The organism is Phenylobacterium sp. Root1290, assembly GCF_001425305.1.
Taxonomy (GTDB): domain Bacteria; phylum Pseudomonadota; class Alphaproteobacteria; order Caulobacterales; family Caulobacteraceae; genus Phenylobacterium.
Genome location: NZ_LMEE01000001.1, coordinates 1,661,774 through 1,682,036 on the forward strand (window position 1 = coordinate 1,661,774; position 20,263 = coordinate 1,682,036).

The window sequence follows — 20,263 nt, forward strand, 5'->3', positions numbered from 1 at the left end:
GTGCTCAGACCACTTTGGCTGAGGTGGTCTGATGAGCTGGGCCGAAATCTATCCGTGGCGCGGACCGCAGGCGGGCGAGCCGGTGATCCGCCAGATCTACGACCAGGTGCGTGGGGCGATCGTGCAGAGCGCCCTGAAGCCCGGCGACCGGCTGCCGTCCAGCCGCGACTTCGCCCAGCGGCTTGGGGTGGCGCGGGCCTCGGTGGTCGCCGCCTACGACCTGTTGCTGGCCGAGGGCTATGCGGTCGGACGGCCGGGATCGGGGACCTACGTCTCGACGGACCTGTCGGGCGTCGCGGAGTTGAAGCCGCCCGCGGACGCCGCGCCCCGGTCGCCGTCGGTGGTGCCGGACCGCGTGCGTGACCTGGATGAGGTCGTGCTGCCGCCACCTCAGGCTGACCAGCGGCTGTTCACCTCCGGCCGCACCCTGCTCGACGCCCGCGCCATGGACGCCTGGTCGCGTTCGACGCGGCGGGCGCTGCGCACCCTCGATCCGGTGCACTTCGGCTATTCCGACCCGCGGGGCGACAAGGCGCTTCGGGCGGCGATCTGCGACTACCTGCGAGCCGCCCGCGGGGTGATCTGCGAACCGGACCAGGTGATCGTGACGGCCGGCGCCCAGCACGCCGTCGACATCGCGGCGAGGGTGCTGCTGAAGGAGGGCGACCGCGTCTGGATGGAGGATCCGGGCTATCCGGCCACCCGCCACGCCCTGGCGGCCATGGGCGCCGACATCTTCCACACGCCGGTGGACCGCTCGGGCGTCGTGGTCGCCGCAGGGGTCGAGGCGGCGCCCCAGGCGCGGGTCGCCTTCGTCACCCCGTCGCACCAGTACCCGCTGGGCATGACCCTCTCGATGGGGCGGCGGATGGAGCTGCTGGCCTGGGCGCGGACCGCGGGCGCCTGGATCGTCGAGGACGATTACGCCTCGGAGTTCCGCTATTCCGGCCCGCCGCTGGAATCCCTTCAGGGGCTCGATGGCGGCGAGCGGGTGATCTATGTCGGCACCCTCAACAAGGCGCTCTTTCCGGGCCTGCGGATGGGCTACCTGGTGGCCCCGCGGCCGCTGGTCACGGCCTTCGTCAACGCCCGCCAGCTGATGGACCGCCAGCCGCCGACCCTGACCCAGGCGATCGTCCTGGATTTCATGCGCGAAGGCCACTTCGCCGCTCACATCCGCCGCCGACGTCTGGCCTACAAGGCTCAGCGCGACGCCCTGGCCGGGGCGCTGGAGACGCAGCTCGGAGACCTGCTGGAGGTCGACAGGCCTGATCAGGGCATGACCCTGATCGCCTATCTGAAGGGGAACGGCTCGGACCTGGAGGTCGAGGCGGCGGCGGCGCGCGGCGGGGTCAGCGTGCGGGCGATCAGCCGGCTCTATCGGCAGGCGCAACCGCGCCAGGGCCTGATGCTGGGCTTTTCCGGGTTTCCCGAGCGGATGATGGCGCCCGGGGTGGCGCGGCTGGCGCGGGCGCTGGGGGCCTAGGCCTCGAAGATGTTCAGCGCCGCATGCTGCAGCAGGATGATGGTCTTCGCATCGGCGACGCGGCCGTCGGCGACCATGGCCATGGCCTCGTCGAACGGCAGCTCGAGAACGTCGATCTCCTCGCCCTCGGTCTCAAGCCCGCCGCCGGCGCCGACGCGCATGGCGGCGTCATACTCGGCGACGAAGAAGTGCAGCTTCTCGGTGACCGAGCCGGGGCTCATGAAGCACTCGAAGATCTTGCGGATCTCGCCCAGCCGGTAGCCGGTCTCCTCCTCGACCTCGGCGCGGATGCGCTCCTCGGGCGAGGCGTCGTCGAGCAGGCCGGCCGGCGCCTCGACCAGCAGGCCGTCGCAGCCGTTCACATAGGCCGGGTAGCGGAACTGCCGGGTCAGGATGACGGTGCGGGCGGCGAGATTGTAGGGCAGCAGGGCCGCGCCGTTGCCGCGGTCATAGGTCTCGCGGCTCTGGGTCTGCCAGGTGCCGTCGGCGCGTCGCCAGTCGAAGGTCGTGGCCTTCAGGACGTACCAGTTGTCGGACAGCAGGCGCACGTCGCGGACGCGGATGCGATCTGACACGGACATGGGCGCCTCCCGGTTGGAGGCGGCATTCGGAGACGATTCCGCCCGCCTGGCTATGGCCGGGCGGGCGGAAGGGAGATCTCAGGACGCCGAGGCGGCCTCGGCGGCGACCACGCGGCTGACCGCGTTGACCACGGCCCCGATGCGCAGGGCGGCCTGGATCGAGGTGTTCGGCACGCCGTGCTTCTTCAGCTCCGACTCGTGGGCGTCCAGGCACATGCCGCAGCCGTTGATGGCCGAAACGGCGGTGGACCACAGCTCGAAGTCGACCTTGTCGACGCCCGGATTGGCCAGGATGTTCATCCGCAGCTTGGCCGGCAGGGTCTTGTACTCGGGGTTCGTGAGCAGGTGCAGCGAGCGGTAGTAGACATTGTTCATGCCCATGATCGCAGCGGCGGCCTTGGCGGCGGTCGCAGCTTCGGCCGAGAGGCCGGCCGCGGCGGCGGCGGCGTCGACCGCCTTGATCACGGCCGGCGTACCGACGGCGTGGGCCGAGGCGACGAAGGTGCCCCACTTCTGCTGATCGCTCAGCACGGTCTCGGCGGCCAGGCTCGACAGGTTGAGGCTGAGGTCCTTGGCGTAGGCGGGCAGCGTCTCGCGCAGGGCGTCGAGCGACATGGCAATCTCCAAACTTCGGGCACACGAAAGCGTCCGCCAGTCTCGGCGACGCCCCCGCTCAGATAAAGGGGGTGGGCTCAGATAAAGGGGAAAGAGGCGTCCGGGCGGCGCGGGGAGATCGCGCGCACCCGGACATTGACGGCGCAAAAGGGCGGATCCGCGGACCCGCCCGATCGCTGGAGGGCTTTACGCCGCCAGGGTCTCGCCGCCGACCGCGCGGTTGCACGGGCAGAGTTCGTCGGTTTGCAGCGCGTCGAGGACGCGCAGCGTGTCGGCCGGAGCGCGGCCCACGTTCAGGTTGGTCACGTAGACGTGCTGGACGACATTGTGCGGGTCGACCACGTAGGTGGCGCGCAGGGCGACGCCTTCTTCTTCGTTCAGGACGCCGAGGGCGCGGGCGAACTTGCCGCTGTTGTCGGCGAAGTTCCAGATCGGCAGGCTGTTCAGATCCGGGTGCTCACGACGCCAGCCGAGCTTGGAGTGCTCGTTGTCGGTCGAGCCGCCGAGCACGACGGTGTCGCGCTCTTCGAACTGCGAGTTCAGGCGGGCGAACTCGGCGATCTCGGTCGGGCAAACGAAGGTGAAGTCCTTCGGGTAGAAGAAGATGACCTTCCACTTGCCGGGGAACGACTCGTTGGTGACGGTTTCGAACGCGCTTTCGCCGTTTTCTTCGTGACGGTTGAACTTCGGCTTCACGCCGACGACCTTGAATTCCGGAAGCTTTTCACCAACGCCGAGCATAGATCTCTCCAAGTGATTTGAACTGGTCGGCCGAAGCCGTGCCGCTGAGATAGTGCTGCAGCGCACAAAAGGCCAATCGATAGTTTCTGGATTTTGGATAGATAAAACCTATCTTAGCTCCATGAGTCTCCCCACCCTCCGCCAGCTCCAGTATCTGAAGCTCCTCGCCGAGCACGGTTCCTTCGGCCGCGCCGCCGACGCCGCGCACGTGACCCAGCCCACGCTTTCCGCCGGGGTGCAGGAGCTGGAGAAGATCCTCGGCGGACCAGTGGTCGACCGCGCGCGCTCGGGGGTGATCCTCACCGCCGTCGGTGAGGTGGCGCTGGGCAAGGCGACCACCATCCTCAACGAGGCCGAGGAGATGGTGCAGTCGGCCCGCAATGCGGGACAGCCGCTGACCGGCCGCTTCCGGCTGGGGGTCATTCCGACGGTCGCGCCGTTCCTGCTGCCCAAGGCGCTGCCGCTGCTGCGCGCGCGTTTCCCCAAGCTGCGGCTTTATCTGCGCGAGGACCTGACCCATCGGTTGATCGCGCTGCTGAAGGCCGGCCAGCTGGACGCGGCCTTGATCGCATTGCCCTACGACATGGCGGGACTGGCCCACGCCCACGTCTCGGACGACGAACTGCTGGCCGCCCTGCCGCGCAGCCACCCGCTGGCGCAGGAAGCCGAAGCCCCGCCGTCGGCTTTGGAGAGCGACGACCTGATCCTGCTGGAGGACGGCCACTGCCTGCGCGACCACGCCCTGGCCGCATGCGGGCTCAAGCCGCCGAAGGCGACCGGCGAGGAGGAGGCGTTCGCCGCCACCTCGCTGCCGACCCTGGTGCAGATGGTCGGTTCGGGACTGGGGGTGACCTTCCTGCCGGCCATGGCGGTGGCGGCCGGCCTGACCGAGGCGGCGGACGTGGCGGTCATGCCGCTGAAGGCCGACCATCCCAGCCGTGAGATCGTCGTCGCCTGGCGTGCGGGCTCAAGCCGCGCGGCGGAGGGCAGGTTGCTGGCCGAGACGCTGCGCGGGGCGTGATGATCTAAAAAACATCTAAGATATATCTTGAACTTCGATCCGACTTCGATATATCTGCGATAACGACATATCGAAATAGGATCGAAAATGCATCGACATCACAATTGGAAGGCCCATCGCGAACATCGGGGCCGTGGCCCGTTCGGCGGCGGTTTCGGCGGCGGCGAACACTGGGGCGGCCGCGGCCGTCATGGCGGCGGGCCGCGCATCGGCCGGCTGCTGGAGCACGGCGACCTTCGCTTCGTCATCCTGGCGCTGCTGAAGGACAAGCCGAGCCATGGCTACGAACTGATCCGCGCCCTCGAAGAGCGCACCGGCGGGTCGTATCGCCCCAGCCCCGGCGTGATCTATCCGACCCTGAGCCTGCTGGAAGACGAGGGCTTCGCCCGCCAGACCGGCGCCGAGGGCGGCCGCAAGGCCTACGAGATCACCGAGACCGGCCTGGAAGCCCTGGAACGGAACAAGCCGGCCGTGGACGCGGTTTTTGCTCGGCTGAACGAGGCGGCGGAATCCTCGCCGCGGTCCTCGCCGCGGGTGGCCCGGGCCATGCAGAACCTCGGCATGGCGCTGAAGCTGAAGCTCTCGGGCGAGCGCCCCAGCGAGGCGCAGGTGGACGCGATCGTCGCGGCCATCGACGAAGCCGTCGCCAAGATCGAGAAGGCCTGAACCCAACCCGGAGGCCGTCATGAAATCGAGCGCTACCGTTCCGACGGCAAACGCCGGCCGCTACATGGTGCAGCTCTGCAAGCACTTCGGCCACGAGGTCCCGGCCTCGTGGAACGACCACGAGGGCAAGATCGTCTTCGAGATGGGCGAGGCCGCGCTGCGAGCGGCCCCCGAGACCTTGATGATGGTCGCCCAGGCGAGCGACGCCGAGAGCCTCGCCCGCCTGGAACAGGTGATGGACAGCCATCTGAAGCGCTTCGCCCTCAGCGAGCCGCAGATGGACGTGGAATGGCGTCGCGGGGCGGCGCGCTGAGCGCCTAGAGCCCCAACGCCGCCTTCACCGCGCGCCAGTCCACGAGCTTGAAGTTCTGGCGGGCGCGCGGGCCGGTGGTGGTCTCGCCGTCGGTGTCGGAATCGTCCTGCACCACGATCAGGCCCTCTGGAAACGCCCCGACCGGTCCGCCCAGGGCGGCCAGGCCGTCGGTGCCGGTGACGGCGTCGACTCCGGCGCCCGGGACCACCGAGAAGCGGCCGGCATAGGCCGGCTCCGCGCCGTCCACCCGCCACACCGCAAAGGCGCTGTCGCCTTGGCTCGAAGCCAGGAGGTAGGTCTTGCCGGCCTCGCGCAGCAGGGTCAGGCCTTCGACGTCGGGCTTGAGGATCTCCGACGGCGCGCCGGCCAGCAGGGTGCGGGCCGAACCGGTGGCGGGGTCGAGGCTGTAGCGCCAGATCCCCTTGGCCTCCTCGCCCACATAGAGCACGCCGGCGGCGTCATCGACGACGCAGCCTTCCGACTGCGACCCGACCGCGAAGGTGCGGGTGAGTTGCGCCGCCGGCTTGCCGCCCTGGTCGGTGATCGTGAATTGAGCGACGTCGCCGTCCTTGCCGACCATCACCGCGATGGTGTCGGCGCCGCTGCGGCCCATGCAGAAGCCGTACGGCTCGCTGACCTGCACCGGCGTGCGGCCCCACAGCGTCACCGCTAGGCTGTCGGGATCGAGCAGGAAGAAGCCGATCGCCCCGCGCGCCCGATCGCTGGCGCCGACCAGCACCTGGGCCTTGCCGTTGACGGTGAAGCCGTCGCGCAGGTCGACATTGTTCAGCGGCCCCTCCGGCAGGAACTGAAGATCCTTGCCAGCCAGATCGTAGACGTAGAGCCCGGCCTTCTTGTCGGTGCCGAAGATCGCGCCGCGCGAGGGGTCGCGAGGATCGGCCCAGATTTCCGGGTCGTCGGCGGCGTCGCGCGCCTTGGTGCCGACCGCTGCGGTCTCGGCCGCCGCGGGCACGGGCGTCCCGGTTCCCAGGGTCATCCCCGCGGAGTCCGAGACGCTTTCCGGGTCGAATGCGGCGCATCCCATGGCGAGGGATGAAATTGCGACGACCGTCACAAAACTGAAAATATTCTGCTTAGAAACCGTCACTGGCCCCACTCCGCGTGCAAGATATATCCCCTGCGCTGCAAATCATGCTGCGTGGGGCCAGGTCAACAGCCCCGCATGTCGGGGGACCCATGACGCGACTTTCTTTGCTCGCCTGCGCCGCAGTTGCGCCGCTTGCTCTGGCCGCTGCGCCGGCCCTGGCCGAGGACGCGGCCGACGCCACGCCCGTGGCCGAACTGATCGTCACCGGCGAGATCGCTTTCCGTGACCGCACTGACGACGTGAATCCCACGCTGTCCTATGACCTCGACTACTTCCAGCGGTTCGAGCCGGTGTCGGTGGGCGAGATGCTCAAGCGCGTGCCGGGCGTGACCTTCACCTCGGACGTCCTGGAGTTCGACGGCGTCTCCATGCGCGGCCTGCCGCCGGGCTACACCCAGGTGCTGATCAACGGCCGCCGCGCGCCGGGCGGCGAGGGCGACCGCAGCTTCTTCGTCGACCGCATCCCGGCCGAACTGGTCGAGCGGATCGAGATCATCCGCAGCCCCCGCGCCGACCAGCCGAGCGACGGCATGGCCGGCTCGCTGAACGTGGTGCTGAAGGAGGGTGCGACCCTCACCGGCGGCTTCGTGAAGGCCGGGGCGCTGATCAACGAGGACGGCAAGGCCCGTCCCTCCGGAGCGATCGCCTATGCCGGCGCCACCGCCAGTGGCGACACCACCTACTGGGCGGGACTGAACTACCAGGGGCGTCGCAATCCCAAGAAGAAGGTCAGCTACCGCTACGAGGGCGAGTTCGCCGACTTCGACAACGTCGAGTACCAGTCCGACACCCGCGACGGCGTCGACATCTCGGCCAATGGCGAGATCGCCCATCAGTTCGCCACCGGCCGCCTGCGGCTCTCGGGCCTGATCGTCGACACCGACCGCGACGAGGACGAGACCTCGCTGACCTATAACGAGCTGCCGCGTGGCGACTTCGACGAGTTCGAGATCCAGGCTGAGCGCATCCAGCAGCGCACCTACGCCCTCGACCTGGACGGCGAGTTCGACGCCGGGCCGGGCAAGCTCGGCTTCGACCTGGGCTGGTCGCGCTATGACGAGAAGACCCGCACGAACGTCGATGTCGGCGAGGAAGAGGACTTCTCCGACCGCGAACTGGACGAGTACGTCGAACTCGACATCGACGACCAGGAGTGGGGCGCCGGCGCCTATTACAAATGGAAGTCCGACCTGGTCGCGGTGAAGGCCGGCGTCGACTGGCTGAAGAAGACCCGTGACGGCTCCGAGGTCGAGTTCGACGTCGACGACGGCGCCGTCGGCGACCCCGATCCGGGTCCGGGCGCGGTCTACAAGATCAAGGAGCGCCGGATCGATCCCTATGTGCGGCTGACCTTCGAGCCGTCCGCCATGTGGACCTTCGATGCCGGCCTTCGCTACGAGACCACCAAGCGCGAGGTCGAGAGCGACCAGGGCTCGGTGTCCAAGGACGCCAACGAGCTCAATCCCTCGCTGCACGCCACCTTCCGGCCGACCGACGTCGATCAGTTCCGCGCCTCTGTCGCGCGCACCGTGCGGCGCCCCGACTACGGCCTGCTGGCCCCCTATGTCGCCGAGGAGGAGCCCGCGGAGGACGACGATCTGCGCGGCAATCCCAACCTCGACAATGAAACCGCCTGGGGCCTCGACATCGGCTACGAGCGCCGCCTGGGCGCCCGCGGAGTCGTCGGGATCAACTTCTTCTATCGCGACGTCGAGAACCTGATCGACCTCGTCGCCACCAGCGAAGTGTCGTCGTCTGGGCTGGGCCGCGTCTACGAGCCGCGCAACATCGGCTCGGGCAAGACCTATGGGATCGAGCTCGACCTCTCGACGCCGCTGGACGTGATCGGCCTGCCGAACACCGGGGTGTTCTTCAACTACACCTGGTTGGAGAGTGAGGTGAAGGATCCCTTCACCGGCCAGGACCGGCCGTTCACCAACCAGCCGAGCTACGTCTACAACGTCGGCTTCGTGCACACCGTGCCGAGCTGGAACGCCAGCTTCGGCGCCAGCCTGTACGACCGCGACATGGGCTTTGAGTCCGGCCTCGATGAGGAGGTCACCGTGGACTACGACGCCGATCTCGAGGCCTTCGTCGAGAAGCGCTTCGGCGATCGCTACGTGGTCCGCCTGGCGGCGATGAACCTGCTCGACAAGGAAAAGCGCGAGACCTACCGCACCTTCGACGGCGACTCGGTCGACGAGATCCTCGCCAACCGCCTGGCCCGCGACGTCGCCGAAAGCGAGCGCGAGAGCGAGCGGTCCGGCGTGCTCTACCAGGTCACGTTCCGGGCGGCGTTCTAGCCGCGGAGGCTCATCCCCGCGAAGGCGATCGCGCCTTCGCGGGCGATGCTCAGTCCATCAGTTTCTGGGCCAGGTAGACGTAGTGCCGGGCCCAGCGCTTGGCGTTCATCTCCGGGTCGGCGTCGTTGGAGTGGCCGCCGAAGGTGTTCTCGAAATAGAGGTAGGGGTAGCCGAGCTGCTCCATCTTGGCGGCGAACTTGCGGGCGTGGCCGGGATGCACCCGGTCGTCGCGCGTGTTCGTGGTGATGTAGGGCTCGGGGTACTTCTGGCCGGGCTTGAGGTTCAGGTAGCCGTCGTACCTGGCGATGAAGGCGTGATCCTCCGGCACGTCCGGATCGCCGTACTCGCCGACCCACGAGGCCCCAGCCGAGAGCTTGTGGTAGCGCAGCATGTCGACCAGCGGGCTCTCGACCACCACGGCTTTCCAGAGCTCGGGATGCTGGGTCATCGAGACGGTGGTCAGCACCCCGCCGTTGGAGCGGCCGTAGATGCCCAGACGGCGGGCTGAGGTGATCTTGCGCGCCTCCAGGTCGCGGGCCACCGCGGCGAAGTCGTCGAAGGCCAGCTGGCGCTTCTCGCGCAGCACCGACTGGTGCCAGGCGGGGCCGAACTCGCCGCCGCCGCGGATGTTGGCGATGACGTAGGCGCCGCCGCGTTCCAGCCAGATCTTGCCCATCTCCGGGATGTAGATCGGCGGCTTGGCGACTTCGAAACCGCCGTAGCCGTACATGATGGTCGGGACCCCGCCGTCGAGCTTGGCGCCCTTCGGACGGACCACGAAGTAGGGGATCTGGGTCCCGTCGGACGAGGTCGCCCAGAACTGGTCGACCTGATCTTTGCTGGCGTCAAAGCGGGCCGGCAGCGACTTCAGCTTCTCCGCCTTGCCGGTGGCGCCGTCGGCCAGCCACAGGCTCGATGGCGTCAGGAAGCCCTCGGCCCCGACGAACAGTTGGTCGTCCCTGCCGGAGGTGGAGATGATCGACAGCGTCTCGCCCTTGGGCAGGGCCAGGCGGCGGGCGGTCCACTTGCCGTCCTTCAGGTCGTAGACGTCGACCGCGCCCTTCACGTCCTCCAGCAGCTCGACCGCCAGCAGGCCCTTGGTGTCGGCGACCGCCTGGATCGCCTGGCGCGGCCCGGGCTGGAAGACCAGCGCCGGCTTGGCGGCCAGATCCTTGGGGTCGTAGGCGATCAGCGCACCGGAGCCGAAGCCGTTCCAGGCCTCCTGCAGCGTGAAGACCATCCGGCCGTCGACATAGGCCTGGAACTGCGCCTTCTTCGGCAGGGCGACCGCGGTCAGCTTGCCGTCGACGTACAGCGAGTACTCGGACTCGAAGAAGGTGAGGCCGCGCTGGATCAGCACGCCGTCGGTCCTGCCGGCCTCGCCGCGCAGCACCGCCGCGTTGGCCCAGACGTCTGACTTCTGGCCGCGGAAGATTTCGGTCGCCTCGCCCGAGCGCTTCAGGATCTTGACCACGTTGGCGTAGCCGGAGGCGGTGACCTCGCCCGGGGTCCATTCGCGCCAGGCGACCAGGGTGTCGCGGTCGACCCATTCGGCGCCTTGCTTGCCTTCCGGCGAGCGGAATCCGCCCTCGACGAAGGTTCTGGTCCTGGTGTCGAACTCGCGCAGCTCGACCGCGTCGCCGCCGCCGTTCGACAGCCGCACCAGGCACAGGGTCTCGTCCGGCTTGAGGCAGGTCGCCCCCTTCCAGAACCAGTTGCGCCCCTCGTCCTTGGCCAGCTTGTCGATGTCGAGCGTGACCTCCCAGGCCGGCGCGGCCATGCGGTAGGAGGCCAGGCTGGCGTGACGCCAGACGCCATGGGTGTTGGTCGCATCCTGCCAGAAGTTATCGACTCCGCCGGCCCGGAAGTCGGGCTTGGGGATGCGGTCGGTGGCGGTGAAGATCGCCCGGCCTTCGGTGAGGAAGGTCTGGTAGCGGGCGTCGCCTTCGAGGCGCTTGGCGGTGCGGGCGTTCTGCGCCTCCACCCAGGCCATCGCCTTGGGGCTGTCGATGTCTTCGAGCCAGATGAACGGGTCGGCGGCGGGGGGCTGAGCCAAGGCCGCGGGGGCGGTTAGAAGGGCGCCTGCGAGCGCCGCCGTAACAAGTTTCATGGGCGTTACGCATAGCGGCCAAGCCGGGCCGTGTCTCGCGCAAGGTGATTGCGTGGCAATTCTCGCCTATATAGCCCCGGCCATGAGCCGTCCGTTCCTGAAGATGAACGGGCTCGGCAACGACTTCGTCGTGGTCGAGGCCCGCACCGCCCCCTTCGCGCCCACCGCGGAGGAGGTGCGCGCGATCGCCAGCCGCGAGCGCGGAATCGGCTGCGACCAGCTGGTTTCCATCGAGCCCTCGCAGAAAGCTGACGCTCGGGTGCGCTTCTGGAACGCCGACGGTGAGGAGGTCGGCGCCTGCGGCAACGCCAGCCGCTGCGTCGGCTGGCTGCTGATGGAGGCCTCGGGCCGCGACCAGGCGGTGATCGAGACCCAGGGCGGCCTGCTGACCGCGGCCCGCGCCGGCGACAGGATCGTCAGCGTCGACATGGGCGAGCCGGGCCTCGACTGGCGGCAGATCCCGCTGGAGGAGGAGATGGACACCCGCGGCATAGAGCTGCAGGTCGGCCCCATCGACGACCCGATCCTGCACACGCCGGGCTGCGTCTCGATGGGCAATCCGCACGTGGTGTTCTTCGTTCCGGACGCCGAGACCGCGCCGGTGGTCCAGGTCGGCCCGATGATCGAGCATCACCGGCTGTTCCCAGAGGGCGTGAACGTCGGCTTCGCGCAGATCGTCAGCCGCGACCGCATCCGGCTGAAGGTCTGGGAGCGCGGGGCGGGCCTGACCAAGGCCTGCGGCACCGGCGCCTGCGCGGCGCTTGTCGCCTCGTATCGGCGCGGCCTGGTCGACCGCAAGGCGACGCTGGTGCTGGACGGCGGCGAGCTGGTCATCGAATGGCGCGAAAGCGACGGCCATGTGATCATGACCGGCCCGGCCCAGGTCGACTTCACCGGAACGCTGCCGTGAGCCACGACCACGACGCTGTCGAAGACTTCGAGCTGACGCCGCGGACGGCGCCGGCTGACGCGCGCGGCGTGGACATCGTCACCTTCGGCTGCCGCCTCAACGCCTATGAGAGCGAGGTCATCCGCGCCCGCGCGGCGGAGGACGGGCTCGAAAACGCGATCGTCTTCAACACCTGCGCGGTGACCAATGAGGCCGTGCGCCAGGCGCGTCAGGCGATCCGCAAGGCGCGGCGCGAGAATCCTGACGCCAAGCTGATCGTCACCGGCTGCGCAGCCCAGATCGACCCGGCCGCCTTTGCGGCGATGGACGAGGTCGACCTCGTGCTCGGGAACGCCGAGAAGTCCCAGGCCGGCGCCTATGCCGACCAGGTTCCCGAGGGCAAGGTCCGCGTCAACGACATCATGAGCGTGCGTGAGACCGCAGGTCATCTGATCGACGGGCTGAAGGATCGCGCCCGGGCCTATGTCGAGGTCCAGAACGGCTGCGATCACCGCTGCACCTTCTGCATCATTCCCTATGGCCGCGGGAACTCGCGCTCCGCCGCCGCCGGCGAGGTGGTCGAGCAGGTCCGCAAGCTGGCCGCCCAGGGCTATCAGGAAGTGGTGCTGACCGGCGTCGACGTGACCAGCTGGGGCGCCGACCTGCCGGGCCAGCCGACCCTGGGCCAACTGGTCGCGCGGATCCTGAAGCTGGTCCCCGATCTGCCGCGCCTGCGGCTGTCCTCGATCGACGCCGCCGAGATCGATCCGGACCTGATGCGCTGCCTGGCCGAGGACGCCCGGCTGATGCCCTACCTGCACCTGTCGCTGCAGGCCGGCGACGACATGATCCTCAAGCGCATGAAGCGCCGCCACAGCCGCGCCGACGCCCTGAAGCTGGTCGCCGACGTGCGGGCGGTGCGGCCCGACACGGCCTTCGGCGCCGACCTGATCGCCGGCTTCCCGACCGAGACCGAGGAGATGTTCGAGAACACCCTGGCGCTGGTCGAGGAGGCGGGTCTGTCCTTCCTGCACGTCTTCCCGTTCAGTCCGCGGCCCGGCACGCCCGCGGCGCGGATGCCCCAGCTACAGCGCCCGGTGATCAAGGACCGCGCCGCCCGTCTGCGCGCGGCCGGCGAAGCGGCGCTGGTCCGGCACCTGGAGCGTCAGGTCGGCCGCACCCTGATGGGCCTGGTCGAGCGCCCCGGCGTGGCGCGGGCCGAGGATTTCACCGAGATCGCCTTCGAGGGCGAGGCCCAGGTGGGCGGCGTCGTTTCGTTCTTCGTCACTGGGGTCGGCAGCGGCAAGGTGCTCGCCCGCAACGCTGTCGCCGCGGACGTCGCCTGAGCCGGCGCCCGCTATGCGGGTTTATGATGCAACTGTTGCGAGAATCTGCTGGTCGGTTTGCGTGAAGTCTCGGAGGGTCCCGGCCGCTGGAAAGGCCAGCGAGATCCTCAGGAGACGTCGTGTTCCGCACATTCCTATTGTCCGTCGCTCTGGCAGCGTCGGTCGCGGCAATCAGCTCGCCCGCCGCCGCTGCAATCAAACAGATCGATTTCACCGTGAGCAGCGGAGACTGGCAGCATCTGAACGGGGTGAACGGTCCCTACGGACTTTCGCTGCAGCCGACGCTTTCGGGGAGCTTGCGGTTCGACGACACGAAGGCCGACTCCAGCGCGTTCGTTTCGCTGGACTACGTGACCGGTACGCGCGTGTGGACGCTGGCGGACATCGCGGCTAATTCCAGCATCTTCTATTCCGGCGGGGCGTTCTCGGCGTTCGCCCTGCATTTCGGAAGCGGCAACCTGCTGGCTTCAAACACCACGGCTTCGGTCGCCGAAGGCCCCAACACCCTATACTGCAACAATTGCGTTTCGATCGGCCCGGTTAGCGCCGTCCCTGAGCCGCAGACCTGGGCCCTGATGATTGCCGGCTTCGGTTTGCTCGGGACCGCCTTGCGACGGCGCAAGGCCATGCTGGCGTCCTAGGAGCCTCCGGGCCGTCCGCGTCCGGGGAAGGCCGGCAGCGTCCAGCCGTAGCGGATGGCCCCGGCGCGGATCGAGAAGGCGACGGCGAAGCCGGTGATCCCGGTCCAGACGTCGCGCAGGCCCATCGCGTCGAGCGCCACATAGACCCCCGCGCCGGCCAGGGCGCAGCTCACATAGATCTCGCGGCGCAGCAGCACGGAGGGCTCATTCGCGAGCACATCGCGAATGATGCCGCCGAAGCAGGCGGTCAGCACGCCCATGACCAGGGCCGAGAACGGCGGCGCGCCGAGCGACAGCGCCTTGGCCGCCCCCACCACGCTGTAGGCCGCCATGCCCAGGGCGTCGAACCACAAGAGCACCTTCATCCGCGCGTGGCCGGTGCCGAACACCCAAACCGCCAGGGCCGCAGCCACGCAGACGATCAGGTAGTCGGGCCTGCCGACCCAGAAGACCGGCGCGTCGAGCAGCAGGTCGCGCAGGGTCCCGCCGCCGACCCCGGTCACCGCCGCGAAGAAGGCGAAGGTGACGAAGTCATGCTTGCGCTGGGCGGCGGCCAGGGCCCCGGTCGCGCCGAAAACGGCGACTGCTGCGTAGTCGAACCAGGTGAAGGCGGCGGCGAGAGCGTCCATGCCTGCATCCTCTATCGCGCAACCCTTTGACGAGCTAGAAGCGGGCCATGACCGAACCGAAGAAGGGCTGGTTCCAACGTCTCACCGCCGGGCTGTCGCGCTCGTCGAAGCAGATGACGGAACAGGTGGTCTCCACCTTCACCAAGCAGCCGCTGGACCAGGCCAAGCTCGACGAGCTTGAAGAGATGCTGATCGAGGCCGATCTCGGCCCGCATTCGGCTGCGCGCATCACGAAACGCTTTGCGGACGAGAAGTTCGGCAAGAGCGTCGATGAGCAGGAAATCAAGGAAGCCCTCGCCGAAGCCATCGGCGCGGAGCTGGAAAGCCGTGAAGGCGAGTTCGCGCCGCTGTCGGGGCCGCGCCCCTATGTGGTGATGTTCATCGGCGTCAACGGCTCGGGCAAGACCACCACGTTGGGGAAGATCGCCGCCGACCTGGTCGGGCGCGGCGCCAAGGTGCTGGTCGTCGCCGGCGATACGTTCCGCGCCGCGGCGGTCGAGCAGCTGAAGGTCTGGGCCGAGCGCTCGGGCGCCGACTTCATGTCGCGGCCGACCGGATCGGACGCGGCGGGCCTGGCCTTCGACGCGATCGAGCGGGCCAAGGCCGAGGGCTATGACGTCGTGCTGATCGACACCGCCGGCCGCCTGCAGAACAAGCAGGGCCTGATGGATGAGCTCCTGAAGGTCATCCGCGTGGTCAAGAAGGTCGAGCCGGACGCACCTCACGAAACCCTGCTGGTGCTGGACGCCACGGTGGGCCGCAACGCCCTTGCCCAGGAGAACATCTTCGGCAACCAGATCGGCGTGTCGGGCATCGTCATGACCAAGCTGGACGGCACGGCCCGCGGCGGCGTGCTGGTGCCGGTGGCCCAGGCCTCCGACTCGCCCATCAAGCTCATCGGCGTCGGCGAGGGGATTGAGGATCTCCAGCCTTTCAAGGCCCGAGCCTTCGCCCGCACCCTCGTTGGCCTGGAAGACGCATGAAGCTCTCCCCTAACGCTCGCAAGTGGGTGCGCGGCGTCGTCGACTACGGCGGCCTGGTCGCCTTCCTGATCGGCTTCTTCATCAACCGGAACGGCGGCCTCACCTCGCAGGAGGCGCTGGTCCTGGCGACCTGGTGGCTGGTCGGCGGCTCCGCCCTCGGCCTTGTCGTCGGCCTGGTGTTCGAAAAGCGCATCGCGCCGTTCCCGCTGATCGCCGGCGGCGCGGCCCTGCTGTTCGGCGGCCTGACGCTGTTCTTCCACGACGTCCGCTTCGTGAAGATGAAGCCGACGGTGATGAACACCCTGTTCGGGATCGTCCTGCTGGGCGGAATGGTCCTGCGCAAGAACCCGCTGAAGCTGCTGCTGGGCGATGCGATGAAGATGCCCGACGAAGGCTGGCGCAAGCTGACCCTCAACTACGGCCTGTTCTTCCTGGCCCTGGCGGCGCTGAACGAGGTGGTCTGGCGGACCCAGCCGGACGACATCTGGGTGGTGTTCCGGTTCCCCGGCCTGTTGATCCTGTCGGTGCTGTTCTCGTTCGCGCAAGTGCCGCTGATGATGAAGTACGCCAAGACCGACGAGCCGCCGCCGCCGCACGTCGAGTAGCTCGCGGAACGATGATTTCCGGGCGCCCCTGGCGCCCGCACCGTCCACTGACCATCTGTCGTCAAACCGACACCGTAGCCCGGTAGCGTCCGGGGCGTGTCGACAGGCGGGGGTGGAACCGGATGGCCAAGTCGAAGTCCCACGACAAGGTGAAGAAGGGCCTGCCGGCCCTGGACAAGTCGCCCAGCCATCTGCTGCACCGGGCGCTGCAACTGGCATTGGACATCTATGCGGCCGAGCAGGGCGACGGCGGGGTCACCCAGCGCCAGTACGCCGTGCTTGCGGCCGTCGAGGCCTATGAGGGCCTGACCCAGACCGACCTAGTCCGGATCACCGGCATCGACCGCTCGACCCTGGCCGACATGGTCGCGCGGATGATCGTGAAGGGCCTGCTGGAGCGCCAGCGCTCGGTCTCCGACGCCCGCGCCAACGCCGTCAGCCTCACCGAGGCCGGGCGGGTCGCGCTGGCAGAGGCCAAGCCGCGGATGGCGGCGGCTGACGCGCGGCTGCTGCGGCTGCTCTCGACCTCAAAGCGCGAGGCCCTGACCGCGGCGCTGCGCGACCTGATCCGCGCCAGCGACGAGGCCGCGGCGGTTCCCGTCCCGATCGCGGCGGCCAAGAAGCCGAAGGCCGACAAGCCGAAGAAGGCCAAGGCCGACAAGGCGGACAAGCCGAAGAAAAAGAAGCTGAAGAAGGCGGCCTGAGGGCCGCCGCTAGACCCGGATGTCCAGAAGCGAGCCCGGACGCAGGATCTTCTGCGGCGGCTCGTCGGGCAGCGCGGCGGGCATACGGTGCGCCGGGGCGGCTGGCGCCTGAGCCTGAACTTGGGCCTGGGCGGCGGCGGGTCGGCCCATCGCCGCTTCGAAGAACGCCCGCTGGGCCGGATTGCGGACCGGGGCCGTGGCCTGGGGCTGCGGCTGCGGGGTCGGGAAGATCGGCGGTCGGATCGTGCTCACGGCGCAGGCTTTATGGTTAACGGAACCTTCGCGACCGTTCGCTGCGTCGTCTCAAGGTTTGGTTAACGCGGGGCTTCCCTTGGAGCGTGTTCGAGCGGCGAAACCGCCGACGCTTTCGCCTAGCGCGCCTTGGCCAGAAGTTCGCGGGCCTTCTCGGCGGTGAGCGGGCCGGTGTGCTTGGCCAGGATCACGCCGCCGGGGCCGACCAGATAGGTCTCCGGCACGCCGGTGACGCCGAGGTCGATGCCGGCGCGGCCGTCACGGTCCACCAGCCGCTCGGCATAGGGATCGCCCAGGCGGCCGAGGAAGGCCTTGGTGTTCTCCGGCGCGTCCTTGTAGGCGACGCCGACCACCCGAACGCCCTGCTTTTTCAGGTCGACCAGCACCGGATGCTCGATCTCGCACGGGGCGCACCAGGAGGCGAAGATGTTGACCAGCACCGGCGCCGGCTCGGCGGCGTCGTGCAGCCGCACGGGGCGGCCGGTGTCGAGGGTCGGCAGGGTCAGGTCCGGCAGCGGCTTGCCGACCAATGCGTCGGGCTGGACCTGCGGATCGCGCTTGAGCGCATAGAGGCCGAACAGCAGGCCCAGCGCCAGCAGGGCGGCCAGCGGCAGGAACGCGAGGGTGCGGTTCACTTGCCGTCCTTCTCCGCCCGCCGCCGCCAGACGCGGGACTGGCGCAGGGTGAAGACGATCATGCCTAGGAAGGTGAGGGCGGTCAGGCCGTAGGCGGGCCACACGAAGACCGCGTACTTGCCGGCGTCGAGGTCGAGCATCGGATTATCCTCTCGCCGCGCGCAGAGCCGCGGCCTCGGCCCGGCGGCGCCAGACCTGGGCGCGGATCCCGACCAGCCACAGCGAGCCGAAGGCCGACATGTAGGCCAGGCCCATCAGCAGCAGCGGCCAGAGATAGTCGTTGGTCATCGACGGACCGTCGGCGCGGAACACCGAGGCGCCCTGGTGCAGCGTGTTCCACCAGTCGACCGAGAACTTGATCACCGGCAGATTGACCGCCCCGACCAGGGCCAGGATCGCGCAGGCGCGGGCGGCCTTGGTCTCGTCGTCGAGCGAGGCGCGCAGGGCCATGTAGGCCAGGTAGACCAGGAACAGCACCAGGACCGAGGTCATCCGCGCGTCCCACTGCCACCAGGTGCCCCACATCGGCCGGCCCCAGAGCGAGCCGGTGAACAGCGCCATGAAGGTGAAAGCCGCGCCCAGCGGGGCGGCGGCTCTCGCCGCGGCGTCGGCCAGGGCGTGACGGAAGACCAGGGCCAGGAAGCTCGCCACCGCCAGGCAGGCATAGACGAACATGCTCATCCAGGAGGCGGGCACGTGGATGAACATCAGCCGGACGGTGTCGCCCTGCTGGTAGTCCTCGGGGGCGGTGAAGCCCAGCCACAGGCCGGCCAGCGCCAGGACGAGCGCAATGGCCCCGAACATCGGGGCGGCCCAGCGGGAAAAGGCCATGAACCGCTCGGGATTCGACAGAAAGGCCGGCGCCGGGATCATGCCTGCGGCTTAGCGTCGGGCGACCTTGCCTGCAAGCGGCGCGTGCGCACAGCCTCGCCGCGGGGCGAGAGCCGGTAGCCGACCTCGAGGCTCTCGGTCAGGCCAAGGGCCTTGAGTTTGCGCACGTCGGTCTTGAACGGCGCGGTGTCGCGGCGAAGGCGGGCGGCGAGGTCCGGCGCCCGCACACCAGGGTTGGCGGCGATCAGGTCCAGCACCACCGCGGTCCAGGGCGCGCGGGCGTCCAGCCGGGCCAGTTGCGCCTCAACCTCGGTCAGCGCCGCCTCAGAGACGTCCAGCCGCAAGGCCTTGCGGGGATCCTCGCCGGTCCGCCGAAAGGCGATGCGGTGGATCGGGGCCTCGCCCTCCAACGCGGCCAGCGCCGCCGCGCGCGAGGCGTAGCCCGCGCGGATGGCGTCGGCGTCGGTGACGGCCTCGGCCGCGATGATCGCGACCTCGTCGATCGCCAGCAGTCCGGCGGGCGTATGCAGCGTTCCGCCCGCCTTGACGGTCGGTTTGCGCCATCGGCGAAAGGCCAGATCGACCTTGCCCTCCGCGATGGCCTTCAGGACGGGCGCCTTGAACAGCATCGCCCGTCCCTTTTAGCACAGGAGCGGCCTATTCGCCGTGGCCCATGGGTCCGGGGCCGCGTCCACGATGACCGCCCTTGCCCCCGTCGCCCTTGCCGTGGCCGCGCGGGGCCATGGCGTCGAACGCCTTCTGCTGGGCTGGGCTCAGCTGCGCGTAGAACCGCTTGGTGGCCGCCACGCGCTGGTCGAAGCGGGCCAGGCGCTCGGTCATCCGGGCGCGCTGGGCGTCGAGGCGTTGGGGCGTCGTCATCGCGCCGACGGCGGCGCGGTCGGCGCGGGCCGGGCGCGCGGCGGGCTTGCCGGTGTCGAGAAAGGCCTTCAGGGCCGGCTCCTGGTCAGGGCGAAGCTGCAACGCCGCGCGCAGGTGCTCGGCTCGGCGGGCGGCCATCGCCTCGGGGTCGGGACGGCGCCACTCGCCGCGCCCGTCGCGCGGCTGGCTCGGCGCGGCCGGGGGCGGCGGCTGCTGGGCGGCGCTGGCGGTGGCCCCGACCAGCAGCACGCCGCCGATCGCCCAGGGCGCAAGTTTGGTGAAGTTCATCGGTCTGTTGCTCCAGTAACTGCCCCTCATCCGTTCAACGGTGGTGTTCGCAGAGTCCGTCGCTGGCATGTTGGCTTTCGTCGACACAGGTGAAGCTGCGTCAGTAGTTTCGATTACACGCCTCTTGGTTTTCGGGCGCCCTCGCCCGGCGCAACAAGGAGACTGAACATGCGCATCATCCTCGCGGCCCTGGCCATGACCTGCGTGCTCGGCGCGGGGTCGGGCGCCCTGGCGGCGGATCTCGATCCCATCGCGGTGCAGCGCATCGAGGCGACGGCCTACGACTATGTGGACGGCCAGCTGGAAGGCGACGCGGCCCGCGTCGCGCGCTCGCTGCACCCCGATCTCGCCAAGCGGGCGGTGAAGCCGAACCCGGACGAGGAGCTGGGCCTGAGACGGATGAGCAAGGAGGAGCTGGTCGACCTGACTCGCCGCGGCGTCCTGAAGACTCCGCGCGAGAACTGGGACCGGCAGGTCAGGGTCTTGGACATCGCCGGCGACGTCGCTGTCGCCCGCGTCGAGACGCCCTGGTTCGTGGACTACTTCCACCTCGGCCGGTTCGGCGACCGCTGGGTGATCGTCAACGCCATGTGGCAGCCCAAGCCGCAGCCGGCGGTGACCGACTAGCGCGCGGCGA

The 20,263-nt window shown here is 69.0% G+C and carries 24 protein-coding genes; 12 read left to right on the top strand and 12 right to left on the bottom strand.

Annotated features, from left to right (window positions below; all coding sequences use genetic code 11):
* The first annotated feature begins 31 nt into the window (after positions 1-31).
* The gene (locus ASC79_RS08110; protein ID WP_056026871.1) at positions 32-1,486 is read left to right on the top strand and encodes a PLP-dependent aminotransferase family protein; all 1,455 of its coding nucleotides are present in this window, start codon (positions 32-34) and stop codon (positions 1,484-1,486) included.
* Here the strand turns inward: ASC79_RS08110 and ASC79_RS08115 are convergent.
* From ASC79_RS08115 to ASC79_RS08125, 3 genes are all read right to left on the bottom strand, one after another.
* Positions 1,483-2,067, bottom strand: a complete 585-nt coding sequence (locus tag ASC79_RS08115; RefSeq protein ID WP_056026874.1) for an NUDIX domain-containing protein — start codon at positions 2,065-2,067, stop codon at positions 1,483-1,485. The genes ASC79_RS08110 and ASC79_RS08115 overlap by 4 nt on opposite strands.
* A 78-nt stretch (positions 2,068-2,145) precedes the next feature.
* On the bottom strand, positions 2,146-2,682 hold the full coding sequence (locus tag ASC79_RS08120; RefSeq protein ID WP_056026877.1) for a carboxymuconolactone decarboxylase family protein: 537 nt from the start codon (positions 2,680-2,682) through the stop codon (positions 2,146-2,148).
* 186 nt (positions 2,683-2,868) lie between these two features.
* Positions 2,869-3,423, bottom strand: coding sequence for a peroxiredoxin (locus ASC79_RS08125; protein WP_056026880.1), 555 nt, complete (start codon positions 3,421-3,423; stop codon positions 2,869-2,871).
* Positions 3,424-3,544: 121 nt separating this feature from the next.
* Here ASC79_RS08125 and ASC79_RS08130 point away from each other — a divergent pair, with 121 nt between their 5' ends.
* From ASC79_RS08130 to ASC79_RS08140, 3 genes are all read left to right on the top strand, one after another.
* Positions 3,545-4,444 (top strand): hydrogen peroxide-inducible genes activator, encoded by a 900-nt coding sequence (locus ASC79_RS08130; protein WP_056026883.1) that lies wholly within the window; start codon positions 3,545-3,547, stop codon positions 4,442-4,444.
* An 87-nt stretch (positions 4,445-4,531) separates the two neighbouring features.
* A complete protein-coding gene (locus ASC79_RS08135) occupies positions 4,532-5,110 on the top strand; it encodes a PadR family transcriptional regulator (protein ID WP_056026886.1) in 579 nt (192 codons plus the stop codon).
* Between the two features lie 19 nt (positions 5,111-5,129).
* Positions 5,130-5,423 carry a DUF2218 domain-containing protein gene (locus ASC79_RS08140; RefSeq protein WP_056026889.1) on the top strand — a complete coding sequence of 98 codons (294 nt, stop codon included), beginning with the start codon at positions 5,130-5,132 and terminating at the stop codon, positions 5,421-5,423.
* A gap of 4 nt (positions 5,424-5,427) precedes the next feature.
* On the opposite strand, the gene ASC79_RS08145 is transcribed toward ASC79_RS08140, so the two are convergent.
* Positions 5,428-6,498 (bottom strand): phytase, encoded by a 1,071-nt coding sequence (locus ASC79_RS08145; RefSeq protein WP_235528869.1) that lies wholly within the window; start codon positions 6,496-6,498, stop codon positions 5,428-5,430.
* Positions 6,499-6,620: 122 nt separating this feature from the next.
* Here ASC79_RS08145 and ASC79_RS08150 point away from each other — a divergent pair, with 122 nt between their 5' ends.
* Positions 6,621-8,834 carry a TonB-dependent siderophore receptor gene (locus ASC79_RS08150; RefSeq protein WP_162244267.1) on the top strand — a complete coding sequence of 738 codons (2,214 nt, stop codon included), beginning with the start codon at positions 6,621-6,623 and terminating at the stop codon, positions 8,832-8,834.
* 49 nt (positions 8,835-8,883) lie between these two features.
* Here ASC79_RS08150 and ASC79_RS08155 read toward each other — a convergent pair whose 3' ends face one another.
* The gene (locus ASC79_RS08155; protein ID WP_056026897.1) at positions 8,884-10,944 is read right to left on the bottom strand and encodes a prolyl oligopeptidase family protein; all 2,061 of its coding nucleotides are present in this window, start codon (positions 10,942-10,944) and stop codon (positions 8,884-8,886) included.
* A gap of 82 nt (positions 10,945-11,026) precedes the next feature.
* Between ASC79_RS08155 and dapF the strand changes: the two genes are divergently transcribed.
* The 3 genes from dapF (at position 11,027) to ASC79_RS21020 (ending at position 13,820) form a co-directional block, all read left to right on the top strand.
* Positions 11,027-11,854 (top strand): diaminopimelate epimerase, encoded by an 828-nt coding sequence (dapF, locus tag ASC79_RS08160; RefSeq protein ID WP_056026900.1) that lies wholly within the window; start codon positions 11,027-11,029, stop codon positions 11,852-11,854.
* Complete coding sequence (mtaB, locus tag ASC79_RS08165; RefSeq protein WP_235528850.1) at positions 11,851-13,179, top strand: tRNA (N(6)-L-threonylcarbamoyladenosine(37)-C(2))-methylthiotransferase MtaB; 1,329 nt, start codon at positions 11,851-11,853, stop codon at positions 13,177-13,179. The genes dapF and mtaB overlap by 4 nt, the downstream gene beginning before the upstream one ends.
* 119 nt (positions 13,180-13,298) lie before the next feature.
* Positions 13,299-13,820, top strand: coding sequence for a PEPxxWA-CTERM sorting domain-containing protein (locus tag ASC79_RS21020; RefSeq protein ID WP_156378509.1), 522 nt, complete (start codon positions 13,299-13,301; stop codon positions 13,818-13,820).
* Here ASC79_RS21020 and ASC79_RS08175 read toward each other — a convergent pair.
* The gene (locus ASC79_RS08175; RefSeq protein WP_056026906.1) at positions 13,817-14,449 is read right to left on the bottom strand and encodes a trimeric intracellular cation channel family protein; all 633 of its coding nucleotides are present in this window, start codon (positions 14,447-14,449) and stop codon (positions 13,817-13,819) included. The two genes, ASC79_RS21020 and ASC79_RS08175, sit on opposite strands and share 4 nt — an antisense overlap.
* Positions 14,450-14,496: 47 nt before the next feature.
* On the opposite strand from ASC79_RS08175, the gene ftsY reads away from it, so the two are divergent.
* The 3 genes from ftsY (at position 14,497) to ASC79_RS08190 (ending at position 16,741) form a co-directional block, all read left to right on the top strand.
* Positions 14,497-15,432, top strand: a complete 936-nt coding sequence (ftsY, locus tag ASC79_RS08180) for a signal recognition particle-docking protein FtsY (protein WP_056026909.1) — start codon at positions 14,497-14,499, stop codon at positions 15,430-15,432.
* Positions 15,429-16,037 (top strand): inner membrane-spanning protein YciB, encoded by a 609-nt coding sequence (locus ASC79_RS08185; RefSeq protein ID WP_056026912.1) that lies wholly within the window; start codon positions 15,429-15,431, stop codon positions 16,035-16,037. The genes ftsY and ASC79_RS08185 overlap by 4 nt, the downstream gene beginning before the upstream one ends.
* A gap of 122 nt (positions 16,038-16,159) precedes the next feature.
* Positions 16,160-16,741 carry a MarR family winged helix-turn-helix transcriptional regulator gene (locus ASC79_RS08190; RefSeq protein WP_056026915.1) on the top strand — a complete coding sequence of 194 codons (582 nt, stop codon included), beginning with the start codon at positions 16,160-16,162 and terminating at the stop codon, positions 16,739-16,741.
* A 9-nt stretch (positions 16,742-16,750) separates the two neighbouring features.
* On the opposite strand, the gene ASC79_RS08195 is transcribed toward ASC79_RS08190, so the two are convergent.
* The 6 genes from ASC79_RS08195 to ASC79_RS08215 form a co-directional block, all read right to left on the bottom strand.
* Positions 16,751-16,993 carry a hypothetical protein gene (locus tag ASC79_RS08195; protein WP_056026918.1) on the bottom strand — a complete coding sequence of 81 codons (243 nt, stop codon included), beginning with the start codon at positions 16,991-16,993 and terminating at the stop codon, positions 16,751-16,753.
* Between the two features lie 119 nt (positions 16,994-17,112).
* The gene (locus ASC79_RS08200; RefSeq protein ID WP_056026921.1) at positions 17,113-17,628 is read right to left on the bottom strand and encodes a DsbE family thiol:disulfide interchange protein; all 516 of its coding nucleotides are present in this window, start codon (positions 17,626-17,628) and stop codon (positions 17,113-17,115) included.
* Complete coding sequence (ccmD, locus tag ASC79_RS20720) at positions 17,625-17,768, bottom strand: heme exporter protein CcmD (protein ID WP_082531978.1); 144 nt, start codon at positions 17,766-17,768, stop codon at positions 17,625-17,627. The genes ASC79_RS08200 and ccmD overlap by 4 nt, the downstream gene beginning before the upstream one ends.
* A 4-nt stretch (positions 17,769-17,772) precedes the next feature.
* On the bottom strand, positions 17,773-18,501 hold the full coding sequence (gene ccmC / locus ASC79_RS08205) for a heme ABC transporter permease CcmC (RefSeq protein ID WP_056026925.1): 729 nt from the start codon (positions 18,499-18,501) through the stop codon (positions 17,773-17,775).
* Positions 18,498-19,088: a hypothetical protein gene (locus ASC79_RS08210; protein WP_056026928.1), complete on the bottom strand. Its 591-nt coding sequence runs from the start codon at positions 19,086-19,088 to the stop codon at positions 18,498-18,500. The genes ccmC and ASC79_RS08210 overlap by 4 nt, the downstream gene beginning before the upstream one ends.
* Before the next feature lie 28 nt (positions 19,089-19,116).
* Complete coding sequence (locus tag ASC79_RS08215) at positions 19,117-19,626, bottom strand: Spy/CpxP family protein refolding chaperone (RefSeq protein ID WP_056026931.1); 510 nt, start codon at positions 19,624-19,626, stop codon at positions 19,117-19,119.
* Positions 19,627-19,794: 168 nt separating this feature from the next.
* Here ASC79_RS08215 and ASC79_RS08220 point away from each other — a divergent pair, with 168 nt between their 5' ends.
* Positions 19,795-20,253, top strand: a complete 459-nt coding sequence (locus ASC79_RS08220) for a nuclear transport factor 2 family protein (protein ID WP_082531980.1) — start codon at positions 19,795-19,797, stop codon at positions 20,251-20,253.
* The last annotated feature ends 10 nt before the right edge of the window (positions 20,254-20,263 follow it).